We start from the raw sequence: 16,480 nt of genomic DNA on the forward strand, positions 1-16,480 counted from the left end.
CGGCAAACCCTCCTTGACCGCAGCGGCCCGCGACCCGGAGAATTACGAGATTAATTCTCATTTGCTGTTGCGCAGGATGCGGGCGGCAGCCTCGACGGCCCTCGATCCCGATGTTCAAGAACGTCCTGTTCCAACTGCACTGGCTGCTGGGCATCAGCGCCGGTGCCATCCTGGCCGTGATGGGCCTGAGCGGCGCAGTCCTGTCGTTCGAGGATGAGCTGCTGCGTGCGGCCAATCCCGGTTTCGCCGCGATCGCCGAACACCATGCCGACAACCAGCAACCGCTTGCCTTGAGCGAACTGGTGCCGTTGCTGCAGGCGGGCAGCGAGCGGCCGCTGCAGCGCCTGCGGGTGGATGCCAGCGGCCAGCGCCCATCGGTGGCCCGCTTTGCCGGCGGCAAGGACCACTGGGTGTATTTCGACCCCTACAGCGGCGAGCGCTTCAGCGCGCTGCGCGGGCAGGCGTTTTTCGATTTCGTCGAGGACCTGCACCGCCACATGGTCGCCGGTGAACGCGGCTCGTGGATCACCGGCAGCTGCGCGATCGCACTGTTGTTCTTCACCCTGTCCGGGCTGTACCTGCGCTGGCCACGCCGCTGGTGGCACTGGCGCAGCTGGCTGGCGGTGGAATGGGCGCGCAAGGGCCGGGGCTTCCTGTGGAGCCTGCATTCGGTGATCGGCACTTGGGTGCTGCTGATCTACCTGATGAGCGCACTGACCGGGTTGTGGTGGTCGTTCGACTGGTATCGCAACGGGCTGACCCAGCTACTGGGTGTTGCGCCTCCCGCCAAGCACAAGGTCGCCACGGATCTGCCCCTGGATCTGCACAAGGTTGAGGCCACGCTGTACGCACTGCCCGGCGTACGCCTGGGCTTCATCGATCTGCGCCTGCCGGAGAAGCCCGGTCAAGCGCTCAACGTACGGGTGATGTCGACAGATCCCGCGCAACGGGGCGGCCATCACGACCGCGCCCATGACCTGCTGCAGCTCGACCCGGCCACCGGCGCGGTCCTCGACGCGCGCCCCTACGCGCGCCAGGGTACCGGCGGCCAGCTCACCACCAGCATGTTCGCCCTGCACTCGGGCAGCTTCTTCGGCATGCCCGGGCGCATCGTGGTGATGCTCAGCAGCCTGGGCATGTGCCTGTTCTTCGTTACCGGCTGGCTGTTGTACCTGGACCGCCGCCGCGGCCAGCGTGCCGCCCGCGCGCTGCGGCAGACCGTGCCGGCAGCAGCACCCCATGCTTCGGGCACGCCCTGGCTGGTGGTGCATGCCAGCCAGAGCGGCCTGGCCGAACAGTTGGCCTGGCGTGCGGCGGCGCAGCTGCAGGCGGCCGGCCACGCGGTGCAAGTACTGCCGCTTGCGCGTGTGACTGCCACGCAGCTGCAGGCCGCCACGCAAGCGCTGTTCGTCCTCAGCACCTTCGGTGATGGCGAACCACCGGACAACGCACGGCGCGGCGCGCGCCAGTTGCTGGCACAGCTTCCGGACCTTTCCGGGTTGCACTACGGCATGCTCGCACTGGGTGACCACCAGTACGCGCAGTTCTGCGGGTTCGGCATCCAGATCGACGACTGGTTGACGCGCTCGGGCGCGCAACCCTTGTTCGCCCGCATCGACGTCGATGCTGCTTCGGTGGGGGCGCTGCGCCAGTGGCAGCTGCAGCTGACCGGACTGACTGGCATCGACACCGACGACAGCGTGTTGCCGGCCGCCACAGTGATGCACGACTGGCGCCTGATCGACCGCACCCTGCTCAACGCTGGCAGCGTCGGCGGCCAGATCTGGAAGATCCGCCTGGCACCGCCGGCCGATGTCGATTGGCAGGCCGGCGACATCCTGCACATTGCGCCCCGCCACGACGCGATGCATGCCAGCGCGGTACTGCGCGCGCATGGCCTGGATCCCCAGCAGCCACAGCTGATCGACGGCGTTGCGAAGACCCTGCTGGAACTGGCCAGCGAACGCGTGCTGCCCGAACCCGGCCGTGCGTTGCAGGTGCAGGATGCAGGCCTCTGGTTGTCGGGCCTGCCGTCACTGCCTGGGCGTGAGTACTCCATCGCCTCATGCGCCGCCGATGGCGAAGTGGAGCTGGTAGTGCGGCTGGTCCACGACGCAGCTGGCCGCGCCGGACTGGGCTCGGGCTGGCTGGCCCTGCATGCGCCGCTGGACGGTGCGATAGCCGCCCGCGTGCATCGCAATCCGGGCTTCCATCGGCAGCCGGGTGCGCCGATGGTGCTGATCGGCAACGGCACAGGCATCGCCGGCCTGCGCAGCCTGCTGCGCGAAGCCGCGCATCACGGGGAGCACGGCCACTGGCTGCTGTTCGGCGAGCGTCAGCGCGCGCACGACTTCCTGTTCGCCGACGAGATCATCCGGTGGCAGGCTGACGGGCATCTGCTGCGTTTGGATCAGGCCTATTCGCGTGATGTGGACGATGGCAGCTACGTACAGCATCGACTGCGCGCTGCGACGGATGAACTGCAGGCGTGGTTGGCACAAGGTGCAGTGATCCATGTGTGTGGATCACTGCACGGCATGGCCGAAGGCGTGGACCAGGTGCTGCGCGAGGCACTGGGCGATGAGATGGTGGAACTGCTGCTGGAGAACGGGCGCTATCGGCGCGACGTGTATTGAGTGGAGCCCGGGCCACGCCCTGCCGCTGAGGGTGGGCGGAGCACGCTCCGCGCCCACCACAGCTGATCCCGCCGGTATCGGCAGCCCTACCCGTCGCTGCTAGGCCGCCCATGCCCGGCGCTCGGGCTGCAGCTGGAACGCGGCCACCGCTTCGGCCAGCGCGCGCACCTGGGTCTGCATCTGCGCAGTCGACGCGCCGGCCTCTTCCACCAGGCTCGCATTGCGCTGCGTGCTGGCCTCCATCTGTACGACGGTCTGGTTTACCTGGGCAATGCCTGCATGCTGTTCGTGCGAGGCACTGCGGATACCGGCCAGTAGACCGGCCAACTGCTGTACGCTGCTGACGATCTCGTCCATCGTCGTACCCGCCTGCTCGGCCTGCATACTGCCCTGGTCAACCCGCGTCACCGAATCCTCGATCAGCCCCTTGATCTGCTTGGCCGCATCGGCACTGCGCTGGGCCAGCAAGCGTACTTCAGCCGCCACCACCGCGAAGCTTCGGCCCTGCTCGCCTGCACGCGCGGCCTCCACTGCCGCGTTGAGGGCCAGGATGTTGGTCTGGAAGGCGATGCCGTCGATCAGCTGGATGATGTCGCCGATGCGCCGCGACGCCGCACTGATGCCCTGCATGGTCGCCACCACCTGGCCGACCGCAGTGCCGCCGCGCTCGGCCACCCTGGCGGCGTCGCGCACCAGTCCATCGGCCAGCCCCGCCGCGTCGGCGTTGCGGCCGACCGTATCGGTCAGTTCATGCATGGATGCAGCGGCTTCTTCCAGGTTGGCTGCCTGTTGCTCGGTGCGCTGGGAAAGATCGTGATGGCCGGCGACGATTTCGCCAACACCCACGTCCAGGCGGACCGTGGCCTGCTGGATGCGGGTGACGATGTGGCCCAGCTGCGCGACAGTGGCGTTGGCATCGTCACGCATGCGGGCGAACACCCCCTGCAGGTCACCCTCCAGGCGCACGCTCAGGTCACCGCGTGCCAGTGCGGCCAGCAGTGCCTGCAGATCGCCGAGGTTGGTCTCGAAGGTGGACAGCAGGCGATTGATGCTGGTCGACAGCGTGCGCACGAAGCCCTGCTTGCCCTCCAGTACGATGCGCCCTTGCAGCTCGCCATGCGCCGCCGCGTCGACCAGTGCCGCCACTTCGGTTTCCAGCAGCGTTTCCAGCGCGCGGCTGCGCCATTCCACCGCAACGCCAAGGAAGTGGTCGTCCTCGACGATGGCATTGGCGATCAACTGGTAGCGGGTACCGGCGCGGCCGATCTCACGCTCTTCGCGCTGACGAACACCGATCAGTCCCGCCAGCGCCGGATGCAGGCGGACCGCGTCGCTGCCAAGCAACGTCTCTGCGGGAAGATCCAGGAGCTGCAGCAGCGCCGGATTGGCGTAAGCCACCAGTCCTTCCGCATCAACCACCATCAAGCCGGTCTGGGCGCTGTCCAGCGCCTGCCGCACGCGCGTGTTGCCGCGTGCCACCGCGCGCTCGGTTTCGATCCGCGCACGCAGGCGTTGCTGCATGTCGACCAGGCACTGCGCAAGCTGGCCGATCTCATCGTTGACGTTGTGCACGCGCAGCGTGGTGTCGAGCCGGTCATCGGCGATATCGCCAGCGAAACGCAGGGTGTCCTGGATCGGTCGACGCACCGCGCGGACGACCAGCACCAGGCTGGTGATCAGCACGCCAGCCACCAGCAGCAGGGTGGCCACGAACAGCACGCTGGCCATACGAGCGCCCGACTGCTGACGAAGCTGCGCCTGAGCCAGTGCCGCACTTTGCGCCTGCTGGAATGCGGCCAGTGCCGGGCCCACAGCCGCCGCGGTCTCAAGCAGTGACTGCGCCTCAACGTCCAGGCCGACGCGCGCGGCGGTATAGCCCAGCAGCGCGGCCTGGTAGGCCTCCATGCCCGTGCGCACGTGCTCCTGCACCTCGGCGGGCAGGCCCGCCAATGCCAGATCGAAGGGCAGCTTTTCTTCGCTGGCACGATCGGCGTGGGTGGAATCGCCATCGAGCAGCAGCAGCGCTTCCTGGCGCCGCATCCGCTGCACATGCAGGGAAAGCGCGGGGCGCTCCAGCGCGTCCACCTGTGCCTGCACCGCGTCGGCGGACTGCTGCAGTTGCGCGGCCAGGCCTGCGTCGCCACGCCCCATCTCATCGACTCGTTCGAACAACGCGGCGATGCCCTGTGAGAATGCATCAACGGCCTCGGTCATCTCCTGCAGCACCTTGCGCCGCCCCGCATCCATCGGCATTGCACGCAATGCCTGCAGATCCTGCTTCAACGTCCGTTGCGTGGCCAGCAACTGGCTGCGGTCGGCATCGTCGAAACTTCGCGCATACTGGGTCTGCAGGCGCCGGGCCTCGGCCACCCGCGCTGCCAGCGAAGCGACGCGGTCACTGCCGTGCTGGTAGCTGGCCTGATCGCGCGCCGACTGCATGCTCGCATGGCTGGTCCAGGCATGGACGGCGGCGATGGCCACCAGGCCCAGGCTGCAGACCAGCAGGGTCGCCTTGAGCTTGTCGGTGACGCTCAGCCGATGGGGCTGCAACCAGCGCAGCAGGCCAGGGAAACGGGAACGCAACCCGGCAACGCGGCTACGCAGGGACCGAAGGTGGGGAACGACGGCCGACATGACAGACTCCAGGCGGAAGGACACACCTGTATCGACCGGTTGCAGCAGAACTTTAGCCCCGGATTGATTCCTGCCACGAGCGGCGGGCAGTTGTCGCTGTTGTACCGGCCGCAGACGACCGGGGGATGACACCGTCGGGGCGCGCTTGACCTCAACCCCGGTTGCGGTATCACAGTGGAGTCCCCTGCCCGTGATGCCTGCCATGTCCATCGACGTCCCCCGCTACCTGCAGCGCCTGCAGCTGGATGCCCCGCCCCCGCTCACCCTGGCCGGGCTGACCCTGCTGCAGCAGCGCCACAACGCCCTGCTGCCGTTCGAGACCCTGACCAGCCTGCTGCGCGACGCGGTAGCGATCGACCTGGACAGCGTCCAGCACAAGCTGCTGCACGCGCAGCGCGGCGGTTACTGCTTCGAACTCAATGGCGCGTTCCTGGCCCTGCTGCAGGCCTTGGGCTTCGATGCGCGACCGCTGAGCGCTCGGGTGCTGCTGTCGGCTGCAGAGGGCGAGCTGACCGCGCGTACGCACCTGCTCCTGCGGGTGCGTCTGCAGGACGAGGATTGGCTGGTCGATACCGGCTTCGGCAGCCTGACCCCGACCGTGCCATTGCGCCTGCATGAGACCGCAGTGCAGGAGACACCCCATGAGCGCTACCGCGTGCGGCGCCTGGACGATGGCGACTTCATGCTTGCCGCTGAGGCCGGTGACGACTGGCGGCCGCTGTACCGTTTCGACCTGCAGCCACCGGCACCGATCGATAACGAGGTAGGCAACTGGTACGTGTGCACGCACCCGCAGTCGAGCTTCCCCGGCCAACTGCGTGCATCACTGACCGGGCCGGATTGGCGGCGCACCATCGGCAGCGGCAACTACACCGAATACCGCACGGGCCAGGTACCGGCCAAGCGCCCGCTGCGCGATGTGCAGGACGTGCGCGAGGTGCTGCAGCAGGGCTTCGGCATGCGCCTCCCGGACGATTCGCGTTTGGATCCGGCCATCGCCGACTGGCTGCAGCGATCACAGGCCACGTCCGTGTAGCGCCGCGCCATGCTCGGCTGCTGTGCTTGCGGCTATGGGTTGATGGGTGCCTGCAGGGCGATCCGGTTGCCCTCGCTGTCGCGGATCTCGGCCACCCGCCAGCCACCGGCCACGGCCGGGCCAAAGCACAGCACCGCGCCGGCCTGCAGGGCACGCTGCAGGCTGCGATCCACATCGTCCACGCCCAGGTAGATGCGCGGACCCTGCTCCGACGGCAGGTAGTCGGCGCCGTGCACCAGCGCCATGCTGGCACCTGCGGCGTCATCGTTGAACGACAGGTAGGCCATTCGGCAGTCATGCAGGTCGATCGGCGCTTCGATGCGCACCTGCAGCCAGTGCTCGTAGAACGCCACGGCGCGTTCGAGATCGGCGACCGGAACTTCAACATGCAGGATGGGATTCATGGTGATCGTGCTCGGCGTGCAGGCGGATGAAAGGCAGCATCGCAGCCCTGTGCACTACACGCTACAGCCACGACTGGCATGCTGGACAGCCCGCCACCCTCCTGGAAACGCCCATGTCCCTGGCAGACCATCGTCATGCTTTGGCCCCGCTCGGCCACCTGCGCGTTGCCATCAACCTGGGCAACCCGGTGCTGGCCCAGGGCAACGCCAATTCACCACATGGGCCGTCGGTGGAACTGGCCACCGCGCTGGCACAGCGGCTGGGTGTGCAGGCCTGCTTCAGTTGCCACGATGCGGCCGCATCGGTGGTTGCGGCGGTGAATGAGGATGCGTGGGACCTGGCCTTCCTGGCGGTTGACCCGGCGCGCGCCGACCGCATTGCCTTCAGCGCGCCGTATGTGGAGATCGAAGGCACCTATCTGGTGCGCGATGACAGTCCAGCGCAACGCGTTGCAGACCTTGATCGCAACGGCCTGCGCATCGCGGTGGGACGCGGCGCCGCCTACGATCTGTTCCTCAGCCGTGAGCTGCGGCAGGCATCGATTGAACGTGCCGATACCTCGGCCGCCGCCATCACCCTGTTCGACCAGCAGCGGCTGGATGCAGCGGCCGGCGTACGCCAGCCCCTGCTGGCCTGGGCACAGGCACATCCCGGCCATCGCGTGCTGGCCGATCGCTTCACCGCCATCCAGCAGGCGATCGCCGCACCCATCGCACGGCCCGCGGCGGCGTTGCAGGCACTGTTCGCGGAAGTGCAGGCGATCAAGGCCGGGCCGCTGCTGGGCGAGGCCTTCGCACGTGCCGGGCAGGCAGTCACGCTGGTGCGGTGACGCACACTCCCCGTCATTACGCTTGCCCGGCGCTATCCCGCATCTGCGGCCTGCATGTGCCGCACGTGCTCGGCTGCCTGGGCGTGCAACCATTCGCGAAAGGCCAGGAAACCACGGTGCCGTACCGAGCGCTGCGGATACACCAGCCAATGCGGCCATGCGGTTTTCAGGCGCCTGTCCGACAGCGCAACCAACTGGCCGGAATCCAGCAGCAGCCGCGCCCGCGTCACCCGCCCCAGCGCAACACCGACGCCGTCCAGTGCGGCGCGATGGTGGGCTTCGGAATCATCCAGCACCGCCACGTACCGCGCCGGCGGGCGCTGCCCGGTCAGCGCGAACCACGCGCCCCACGCGCCGTCGGGGTCTCCCAGCAGCGGCCACTGTGCCAACGGCAGGTGGCCGATGCCGCCCATGCGCTCGATCAGTGCCGGGCTGGCCATGGGCAGCAGCCATTCGTCGAACAACGGTTCCACCACCAACCCCGGCCATTGTCCGCTGCCCAGCCGTAGTGCTGCATCGAACTGCAGTTGCCGGTCGAAGTCGATCAGCCGCTCGCTCGACTGCAGATTGATTTCGATCTGTGGATGCGCGGCCACGAAGTTGCCCAGGCGTGGCACCAGCCAGGCGCTGGCCATCGACGGCACGGCACTGAGGGTGAGCACATGCTCCAGTCGCGCGGCGTAGGGCTGGAAGGCTTCGTTGATCGCATCCAGATGCGGGCCCACCTGATCCAGCAGGCGCTGCCCTTCCAGGGTCAAGGCCACACCGCGCGCCTGCCGTATCAGCAGCGGCTGGCCCAGGCGTTCCTCGAGCTGGCGCATCTGATGGCTGAGCGCACTGACCGTCAGGTTCATCGACGCGGCGGCACGGGACAGGTTGCCCAGGCGTGCGGCAGCGACGAAGCCCTGCAGGGCATGCAGCGGTGGGCGGGACATAAGCCTTGAATTCCTCTCAAGTCGACCTTGCGGAAATGTCGCTTTTTGCACCGTCATGCTGCCCGTATCGTGCATTCCACTCAAGTGGAGGCACGATCATGAACATCTTCAGCGGTCTGTTGTTCCTGCAGGGTCATGTGACCAACGTTGCCCTGGCCCAGCGCCTGGCCAGTCCCGTTCCCGCAGTGCCCGATGCACGCCGGGCACCACGTCCGGGCAACCCCCCGGCCGCCCCGGGCAGTGTCACCACCCGTGCTGCAGGTGCTCGGGCAACCACGGCTGCGGATCGATAGCGAGCGCGCGATACGCATCGATGGCGTCGCGCAGTGCGGCCACGCCGACGGGCGAACGCAGGCTTTCCTCTTCCGGCACCTGCACTGCGGCCCAGTCATGTAGCCGGTCCAGGCGCTGGACCATCGCAGCCCGCAGCCACAGCCGCAGCGGATAGGTGTGATAGCCCTGCTGCGCCAGCGCTTGCACAGCCTCGGCCAATGCAGCGTTGGCCCCGCGCACCCATTCGGTGTGCCCACCGGCCTTCTCCTGCACCGTCATCGGTGCCGGCGCACGATGCAGCTTGAAGGGCCGGCGCAACTGCAGTTCCAGGTCACGCGCATCCCGCTCTGATTCCGCCTCGACCAGCGCGCCTGCTTCCAGATCGAAGAACTCGAACCAGCGCCGATGCAGCGCACTGATCCGGCCCAGCGGATCGCGCGAGAAGCCAATCTTCGCGTAGTCCTCCCAGACACAGGGAAAGACGTAGGCGAACACACGGCCATCGATGCGGATGTCGGAATCCATGACCACAGGATCGCGTGGCGGGTATTCGCAGGATGTGCAGGCAATGCCCACGGCATGCGTACTTCCGGCTACGCTTGCGCGACCATGTCTTCATCGCACGCCCCTCGCCCGCCCGTGTCATCGATCACGATCGATGCCGTCTCGCTCGACATCCTGCAGCAGCAGCACGCGGATCTGCGACGACCACCGGCCTCGCTGACCAAGCTGATGACCGCCTACACCGCGTACGACCTGCTCGCGCAGTCGGGCGGTTCGTGGTCGGACACGATCACCATCGACCCGCGCGACGTACACGAGGTGGCCGACGATGAAACGCGGATGGGCCTGGTGCCCGGCGAAAGCATCGCCCTCGGTAGACTGCTGGAGGGCCTGATGGTGGTTTCCGGCAACGACGCAGCGCTCGCCCTGGCACGTCATCTGGCTGGATCACAGGCGGCGTTCGCGCGGCACATGAACGATCACGCGCGAGCGCTGGGCCTGCACGATACGCACTTCATCTCCGCGTCCGGCATCACCACTGCGGGCCATCTGTCGACCGCACGCGACATGGCGATGCTGGCCGCCCACCTGCTCGCCCGCCACCCCGATCTGCTCGCGATCACCGCACAGCGCAGCTTCGTGCACCACACCCTGCACAAGGCCAACCAGAACGCCCTGCTGGGCGAAGACGGCGTGGATGGTTTGAAGACCGGTTACACCCAGGCGGCCGGCTTCTGCCTGGCGGCCACCGCCCGTCGCAGGTGCGCTGGGCACGCGCTGCCACTGCGGCTGATCAACGTGGTGCTGGGTGCTGATTCCCGTGCGTCGCGCGATGAGCAGGTACGTGCGCAGCTTGATGCAGGCTTCGCCAGCGCCGGAATGGCCGACGCACAACGCGCGTGACCGGCAGGCTGGGCAGACACCACGGGCAATGCGCTCTATAGTCCAGCGCCCGAAGGAGTACCCCATCGATGGATCGACGTCTCTTGTGCTGGATGCTTGCGCTGTTCTGCACTTTCTCTGCGGTACTCACCCATGCCGGCGAACTCAGCCCTGCCGAGACCGGCGCGCTGCAGCAGGATCTGCGTTCTCTGCTCTCCACCTTCGCGCGTGGCGATACCGATGCCATGATCGAGCGAACGCATCCGAGCGTGAAGCGTTTCGCTGGCGGCGACGAGGCGTATGCAAAGGCCACGCGCGATGCGATGAAGGCACTCGGCGACATGGACCTGAAGGTCATCAGCGATGATGTCGGCGAACCGACCCGCACCTACGCTGCCGGCGACGAAGAAGTCTGCTTCGTGCCGCGGACCACGGTGTTCACCACCGACGCACAGACAGTGAAAAGCCTCACCTTCATGGTCGCCATCCGGCCGGCAGGGGGTGCGCAGTGGCGCTACATCGATGGTGCCGCCATGCAGGCAATGCCGGAGCTACTGCGACAGCTGTTGCCGGACCTGCCGCGTGACGTGCCACTGCCATCAGTCAGCGTCGAGCAACTCTAGGCCGCTTCGCCCACACGATTCAGCTGCCACGCTTGACGATGGCGACGATCACGCGCTCCAGCTCGGCCTCGGCGGCCGTGTGTTCCACCGCACCGGCCGCAACCGCTTCAGACAGGGTTTCGGCGGCACCGAGAATGGCCCACAGCCCGGTAGCCGGCACGGCCTCACCCGCTGCGAACGGGCCCAGCCACTGCGCGCACTTGTCGATGAAATCCTGCTGATAGCAACGGCGTACCGCACGCAGTTCCGGTGATCCGGCCAGCGCGGCGAGAATGTCCTGGATCTCGCTGCCCTGCGACAGCACGCAATCGATGTAGCCCGAGGCGATGGCATGCGCGCGATCCTTCAGCCGCGCCTTCGCACTGCCGATGCGGTCGTCGAAGACCACGGTCTGCTTGTGGTCATAGTCGGCATACAGCGCGGCCAGCAGGCCGTTGCGGGTTTCGAAGTGGTCGTAGGCCAGCGGCTTGGTCACACCGGCCGCCTCGGCCAGGCGGGCCAGGGTCAGCGCATCGGTGCCCTCTTCGCCAACCAGCGCCCACGCTACGTCCAGCAGCTGCCGGGCGCGCTGTTCACGGGTCAGGCGGCGGCGGGGCTCGGGCGCGGCAGGTCTGGAAGGCAAAGGAGATCGTCAGGGCGCGGGGGTTCCGATCTTACGTCCGATGTGCACTGCCGTCTGCAGATGCGCCTCGGCCATGCCGCTGTCGGCATCCAGCAGCAGCGTGGATGACAGCACCGGCGCTCCGCAGTAATCGAAGATGCCCTGGTCGATCTGGGTCTTCATCGCCGCGCCATAGCCACGCCGGTCGATCATCTGCTGGCCCGCGCCGCCCAGCCCGACCAGATGCACCTGCAGACGCTGCAGCTTTTTTTCCAGCTTGCCGTCGGCACCTTCGTCATAGGCCCAGCCCTGGGTGAAGACGCGGTCGATCCATCCCTTCAGCAGCGCCGGGAACGACCACCAGTAGAGCGGGTAGACCAGCACCAGCGCGTCGGCCGCATCCAGCCGGGCGTGCTCGGCGGCGACATCGGCCGGCAGCGTTGTGGTCCTGCGGAAGAACGCGTGGTCCTGGGCGCTGAAACGTGGATCGAAGCCTTCGGCCATCAGATCCACCGAGGTGACCGTATTGCCGGCATCGGCGTTGACGATGGCCTCACCGATCCGTGCAGCGACGGCGTGGGTGAGCGAGGCCGGTTCAGGATGTGCCACGACAATATGGGTATGCATGGTGGGGCTCTGCTGTTCACTAGTTACCAATGGTAACTACGATTGCAGCCAGCACCAGCACCATCGGTGGAATGCTGTTGCGCGCTGCGGTCGCTGTTGTGCACATCACAGCCACACCGGGCTGCCACGGCCTTGATGCCGGTAAGCGGATGCTTGCCGGACCAACGCAGCATTCGCACGACAACACACCATGCAGAGCAACAACGAACGACCCGCACCGCTACCCCGCCTGCTCCTTGTGGAAGACCAGCTCGATCTGGCTGATCTGATGGAACAGGCCCTGACCGACGAAGGCAACGAAATCGCCCACGCCAACAGCGTCTTCGAGGCATTGGGCATGCTCGACAGTGGCCACTTCGATGGCGCCGTGCTGGACGTGGAACTTCGTGATGGCGTGGTATTCCCTGTGGCCGATCGGCTGCTCGAATTGGGCATCCCCTATCTTTTCGCTTCAGCGGTATACGACCAGCTGGTACCGGTCCGGCATCGGCGCGCGCCCTTCCTGGCCAAACCGTTCCATGTGCAGGGCCTGCAGCGCGCGGTGCGCGAAGCGCTCGGCAGGACGGCCGCCCCGCCGACACCGCCGCACTAGCCTGCACGCACCTAGGGCTTGAACAACCCGTTGAGCTCGGCACCGGACGGGGTGGCCGGCAGCGCATCGAATGATCCACTGGCAAGCATCTGCCGGGAGGCGTCGAGAAAGCCGGACCACGCGCTGCGGGCCAGCGCACCGCCGACACTGACCCGGCGCACGCCCAGGCTGGCCGCCTGCTGCAGCGTCATCTGCCCGGGCGCACCGATCAGCAAGTTGACCGGCTTGCCACCGGCGGCCTCCACCACGGCGCGGATCTGCTCTGCGGTCCGGATGCCGGGCGCATACAGACAGTCGGCACCCGCCTGCGCATAGGCGCGGATGCGGGCCAATGTATCGTCCAGATCGGGTCGCCCGACGAAGAAGTTTTCCGCGCGCCCCACCAGCATCACATCGTGCCCGCTCTCATCGATTGCACGGCGCGCGGCCTGGAGCCGGGCCACGCTGTCTTCGATGCTGCGCAGCGGATGGTCCGCATCGCCGCTGGAATCTTCGATCGACAGGCCAGCCACACCGGTAGCGATCGCCATCGACACGCTCTCGTGCACCGCCTCCGGGCTGCGGCCAAAACCATCTTCGAAGTCGGCGTTCACCGGTAGATCGGTCGCCGCCACCATCGCCTGCAGATGAGAGAGGATCTCGCTGCGACCCATCGCCCCGTCAGGCTGCCCGTGGGCCCAGGCATGGCCGGAACTGGTGGTAGCCAGTGCCTGGGCACCCAGCCGCGCCAGCGCCACCGCACTGCCCACGTCCCATGGATTGGGCAGCAGGAAGCAACCGGATGCATGAAGCGCCCTGAAGGCAGCGCGGCGGTTCTGGATGGCGTCGGCACTCATCACGGACTCCTGGTTGAAACGCCTTCCCAAGCTGCCAACAGGGCAACGGTCACTTGGCAGCGTGCGGCGCCGGTGCCGCTGTCGTCTGCAACTTCAACCCCTGCAACACCACCTTGTCCAGCTTCGCCGCCACGCCAACACTGCGCCCGGCAAGGTTGGCCACCTGGTACTGCACCGCCACGCCCAGCACCTGGGTCGCCTCGGACAACGTCAATCCATAGGCCTGGCGCAGCCACTGCAGCATGCCCGAGGTGGCGATGCGCAGCGCATCGTCGCTGGAGCCGCCCTGGCCCAAGGTCATGATCTGCGTTGCCGATTCCACCCGCGGCGTTGCGATCGCATGCTGCTTCAGCAGCTCGACCTTCACCTCCACATCCAGCGACGTCTCCAGCGCCCACTGCGTGGTTTCGCCATCGCCCTGGAGCGCGTGGCCATCACCCAGGTACATCAGCGCGCCAGGCTGCTGCACGGGCAGGTAGACCGTATTGCCTTCCACCACGGCGTTGAAATCCATGTTGCCGCCGAAATCGGCGGTATCGCCGGTGGAGAACGGCGGGTAGCCGAAGCCGGGCGCCAGCGCCAGGCCGCCGAGCATCGGCTTCACCGCCACTTCGAAATGCCGCAGGCCACCACTTGCGCCCTGCGGACGCGCGACGCCCCTGCTGCGGTCCAGCTGCCAGCGCACCGGCTTGCCCAGCCCGGTGGCTTCGGCAGCCACCCGCGGCGTCTTCAAGCGCCCCACCAGGCCATCCAGGCTGTCGGCGTAGTCACGGTTGAGCTTCAACGAGGTGAGCGTGATCGCCAGCGTGTCGCCGGGTTCGGCGCCGACCACGAAGAACGGCCCGACCTGTGGATTGCCGAACAGCGCGCGGGTGACGCCCTTCTCGTCGACGCCGCCGGAGTCCAGCGTGCGGGTCTGTACCGAGTCGCCTGGCCAGATCACCAGCACCGGCGCGCGATCGGCACTGAACGTATTGGAGTAGTCGGTCGGCGTGAACACATGGCGCTGAGGTGCGGTCGAGACCCGCGCCGGTACTTTCCAGGCGCTGAAGGCGTGGACGGCACGCGCCTCGCGGTTGTTGGTGTCCGGCTGATCGCTCTGTCCCTGCATCCGCGCACCGTCAATGCGCCCGTCGAACTGGTAGCGCTGGCCCTGGCTGTCGGTGGCGGTGAACACCATCTGTCCCGCGCCCAGGGTGCCGGTAACCGGGTCGGCGTCCAGCCGGCCGGCGATACGCCCGCCCTGCACGTCCAGATGCAGGGTCTGGTAGTTGCTGTTGCCCCACAGGTCAGTGGCAACGATCCATTGTTCGGCAGCCAGCGCATTCAAAGGCAGCATTGCCAGCAGGAGTGCGGGCAATCGCAGGGAGGTAGGCAAGGCGGGCATCCATGAACGCCGACGTGGCGGATAGGCGCAGTGTAGGAATGCCGTGGCAACCTCCGCAGTGTCGAACGTAATGCGGCCCGGCCGCAGTCTTCCGGCAGGGGGGATGGCCGGCACGCGCAATTTCCACTATCTATAGTGAGCAACCATGCGGAGCACGGCTTTTTCAAACGATCGCTTTAAACACCACTAATTTCGCCGAACTGGACAGCATCCTCAGCTTCCGCCAGACTGCCGCCCTTTCCCGTCAATCGGATCCCATGGCGAAGCTGCTGGTCCTGCATGGCCCCAACCTCAACCTGCTCGGCAGCCGCGAGCCGGAGGTCTACGGCCACACCACGCTGGCGGACATCGACCAGGCGCTGGTCGCCCAGGCCGCTGCCGCAGGTCATGCGCTGGAGAGCCTGCAGTCCAACGCCGAGCACGTCCTGGTGGATCGTATACAGGCGGCGCGCACCGACGGAACCGCCTTCATCCTGATCAACCCGGCCGCCTTCACGCATACCTCGGTTGCCCTGCGCGATGCGCTGGCGGCGGTGGCGGTGCCGTTCATCGAGATCCACCTGTCCAACCCGCATACCCGCGAGCCCTTCCGCCAGCACAGCTATTTCAGCGACAAGGCGGTGGGCGTGGTGTGTGGCTTCGGTGCCGACAGCTACCGCTATGCGATGGACGCGGCCTTGGCACGCGTGCAGGCTGCCGCCGCGTCATGAGCCTGTCGCGCGTCCTCGCCAGCGTTGTGCTGTGGGCCGGCCTGTGCGGCGCTGCCGCCGCGTCCGACCGTGAGGCCGAAGGCATCGACTGCGCGCATCCGACGACCACGATGGAGAGCGACCTGTGCGCCTCGGACGTGGCAGCGGCCGCCGACGTTGAACTCAACGCCGTCTACGCACAGGCGCGCAGGCAACTGCGCACGCCTGCCAACGGCGGCAGCTGCAGCTACTGCGGCAATGCCGAACAGGAGCTGGTGCTGGCCCAGCGCGCGTGGATGCAGCTGCGCGACCACGACTGCCAAGCGGTGTACGCCCTCAATTCCGACGGCACCGCGCGCAATGGCGCACAGATGCGCTGCCTGATCACCCTCGCGCGCGACCGCACCCGGCAGCTGCGCGACTTCTACGAACTGCTTTGACCCGAGCGCAACGCGCTTCCCACCACACTGACATCAAAGAGCAAAGAGGCCACCATGGATCTCCGCAAAATCAAGAAGCTGATCGACCTGCTGGAAGAGTCGAACCTGGCTGAAATCGAAATCAAGGAAGGCGAAGAATCGGTGCGCCTGTCGCGCGCTCCGGTGTCCGGCTACGGCATGATGCAGGCCCCGCCGCAGATGATGATGGCCGCCCCGGTCGCTGCCCAGCCGGCCACCCCGGCGATGCCGATGCAGTCGCCGACCGAAGCCTCCACCGGCGGCACCGCCAAGCCGGGCAACGCGCTGCCGGAAGGCCACGTGCTGCGCTCACCGATGGTCGGCACCTTCTATGCCTCGTCCTCGCCGGACAAGCCGGCCTTCGTCAGCATCGGCCAGCAGGTCAAGGCCGGCGAGACCCTGGCCATCATCGAAGCGATGAAGATGTTCAACCCGATCGAAGCCGATGCGTCGGGCACCATCGTCGCCATCCTCGGCGAGAACGGCCAGCCGGTGGAATTCGACCAGCCGCTGTTCGTGATCGGCTAAGGGAC

General features: G+C 67.1%; 17 protein-coding genes. 9 read left to right on the top strand and 8 right to left on the bottom strand.

Features of this window, described 5'->3' with window-relative positions:
- The first annotated feature begins 110 nt into the window (after positions 1–110).
- On the top strand, positions 111–2,636 hold the full coding sequence (locus AC1DKR_RS13960) for a PepSY domain-containing protein (RefSeq protein ID WP_478033279.1): 2,526 nt from the start codon (positions 111–113) through the stop codon (positions 2,634–2,636).
- A 99-nt stretch (positions 2,637–2,735) separates the two neighbouring features.
- On the opposite strand, the gene AC1DKR_RS13965 is transcribed toward AC1DKR_RS13960, so the two are convergent.
- The gene (locus AC1DKR_RS13965; protein ID WP_478033280.1) at positions 2,736–5,270 is read right to left on the bottom strand and encodes a methyl-accepting chemotaxis protein; all 2,535 of its coding nucleotides are present in this window, start codon (positions 5,268–5,270) and stop codon (positions 2,736–2,738) included.
- A gap of 202 nt (positions 5,271–5,472) precedes the next feature.
- On the opposite strand from AC1DKR_RS13965, the gene AC1DKR_RS13970 reads away from it, so the two are divergent.
- Positions 5,473–6,306 carry an arylamine N-acetyltransferase family protein gene (locus tag AC1DKR_RS13970; RefSeq protein WP_478033281.1) on the top strand — a complete coding sequence of 278 codons (834 nt, stop codon included), beginning with the start codon at positions 5,473–5,475 and terminating at the stop codon, positions 6,304–6,306.
- Between the two features lie 32 nt (positions 6,307–6,338).
- On the opposite strand, the gene AC1DKR_RS13975 is transcribed toward AC1DKR_RS13970, so the two are convergent.
- On the bottom strand, positions 6,339–6,710 hold the full coding sequence (locus AC1DKR_RS13975) for a VOC family protein (RefSeq protein ID WP_313249913.1): 372 nt from the start codon (positions 6,708–6,710) through the stop codon (positions 6,339–6,341).
- A gap of 113 nt (positions 6,711–6,823) precedes the next feature.
- On the opposite strand from AC1DKR_RS13975, the gene AC1DKR_RS13980 reads away from it, so the two are divergent.
- A complete protein-coding gene (locus AC1DKR_RS13980) occupies positions 6,824–7,540 on the top strand; it encodes a transporter substrate-binding domain-containing protein (RefSeq protein ID WP_478033282.1) in 717 nt (238 codons plus the stop codon).
- 32 nt (positions 7,541–7,572) lie between these two features.
- Here the strand turns inward: AC1DKR_RS13980 and AC1DKR_RS13985 are convergent, their stop codons facing one another.
- On the bottom strand, positions 7,573–8,475 hold the full coding sequence (locus AC1DKR_RS13985; RefSeq protein WP_478033283.1) for a LysR substrate-binding domain-containing protein: 903 nt from the start codon (positions 8,473–8,475) through the stop codon (positions 7,573–7,575).
- Positions 8,476–8,718: 243 nt separating this feature from the next.
- Positions 8,719–9,273 carry a GIY-YIG nuclease family protein gene (locus AC1DKR_RS13990; RefSeq protein WP_478033284.1) on the bottom strand — a complete coding sequence of 185 codons (555 nt, stop codon included), beginning with the start codon at positions 9,271–9,273 and terminating at the stop codon, positions 8,719–8,721.
- Between the two features lie 84 nt (positions 9,274–9,357).
- Between AC1DKR_RS13990 and AC1DKR_RS13995 the strand changes: the two genes are divergently transcribed.
- The gene (locus AC1DKR_RS13995) at positions 9,358–10,155 is read left to right on the top strand and encodes a D-alanyl-D-alanine carboxypeptidase family protein (protein WP_478033285.1); all 798 of its coding nucleotides are present in this window, start codon (positions 9,358–9,360) and stop codon (positions 10,153–10,155) included.
- A gap of 68 nt (positions 10,156–10,223) precedes the next feature.
- On the top strand, positions 10,224–10,757 hold the full coding sequence (locus AC1DKR_RS14000) for a hypothetical protein (RefSeq protein WP_478033286.1): 534 nt from the start codon (positions 10,224–10,226) through the stop codon (positions 10,755–10,757).
- A 19-nt stretch (positions 10,758–10,776) separates the two neighbouring features.
- Here AC1DKR_RS14000 and AC1DKR_RS14005 read toward each other — a convergent pair whose 3' ends face one another.
- Both AC1DKR_RS14005 and AC1DKR_RS14010 read right to left on the bottom strand, forming a co-directional pair.
- Positions 10,777–11,340: a TetR/AcrR family transcriptional regulator gene (locus AC1DKR_RS14005; protein WP_428700799.1), complete on the bottom strand. Its 564-nt coding sequence runs from the start codon at positions 11,338–11,340 to the stop codon at positions 10,777–10,779.
- 48 nt (positions 11,341–11,388) lie between these two features.
- A complete protein-coding gene (locus tag AC1DKR_RS14010) occupies positions 11,389–11,985 on the bottom strand; it encodes an NAD(P)H-dependent oxidoreductase (RefSeq protein ID WP_478033287.1) in 597 nt (198 codons plus the stop codon).
- Between the two features lie 190 nt (positions 11,986–12,175).
- Here AC1DKR_RS14010 and AC1DKR_RS14015 point away from each other — a divergent pair, with 190 nt between their 5' ends.
- On the top strand, positions 12,176–12,577 hold the full coding sequence (locus tag AC1DKR_RS14015) for a response regulator (RefSeq protein WP_025878633.1): 402 nt from the start codon (positions 12,176–12,178) through the stop codon (positions 12,575–12,577).
- An 11-nt stretch (positions 12,578–12,588) separates the two neighbouring features.
- On the opposite strand, the gene AC1DKR_RS14020 is transcribed toward AC1DKR_RS14015, so the two are convergent.
- On the bottom strand, positions 12,589–13,416 hold the full coding sequence (locus tag AC1DKR_RS14020) for an isocitrate lyase/PEP mutase family protein (protein WP_478033288.1): 828 nt from the start codon (positions 13,414–13,416) through the stop codon (positions 12,589–12,591).
- A gap of 46 nt (positions 13,417–13,462) precedes the next feature.
- Complete coding sequence (locus tag AC1DKR_RS14025) at positions 13,463–14,791, bottom strand: acetamidase/formamidase family protein (RefSeq protein ID WP_478033289.1); 1,329 nt, start codon at positions 14,789–14,791, stop codon at positions 13,463–13,465.
- 266 nt (positions 14,792–15,057) lie between these two features.
- Between AC1DKR_RS14025 and aroQ the strand changes: the two genes are divergently transcribed.
- From aroQ to accB, 3 genes are read left to right on the top strand one after another with little or no spacing between them, the layout of a single operon-like run.
- A complete protein-coding gene (aroQ, locus tag AC1DKR_RS14030; RefSeq protein ID WP_313249930.1) occupies positions 15,058–15,510 on the top strand; it encodes a type II 3-dehydroquinate dehydratase in 453 nt (150 codons plus the stop codon).
- Entirely contained in the window at positions 15,507–15,929 is a 423-nt protein-coding gene (locus AC1DKR_RS14035) for a lysozyme inhibitor LprI family protein (RefSeq protein ID WP_089237270.1), read from the top strand. Before aroQ ends, AC1DKR_RS14035 begins: the two co-directional genes overlap by 4 nt.
- 54 nt (positions 15,930–15,983) lie before the next feature.
- Positions 15,984–16,475 (top strand): acetyl-CoA carboxylase biotin carboxyl carrier protein, encoded by a 492-nt coding sequence (gene accB, locus AC1DKR_RS14040; RefSeq protein ID WP_100553780.1) that lies wholly within the window; start codon positions 15,984–15,986, stop codon positions 16,473–16,475.
- The last annotated feature ends 5 nt before the right edge of the window (positions 16,476–16,480 follow it).

The organism is Stenotrophomonas sp. 01N47, from assembly GCF_056399165.1.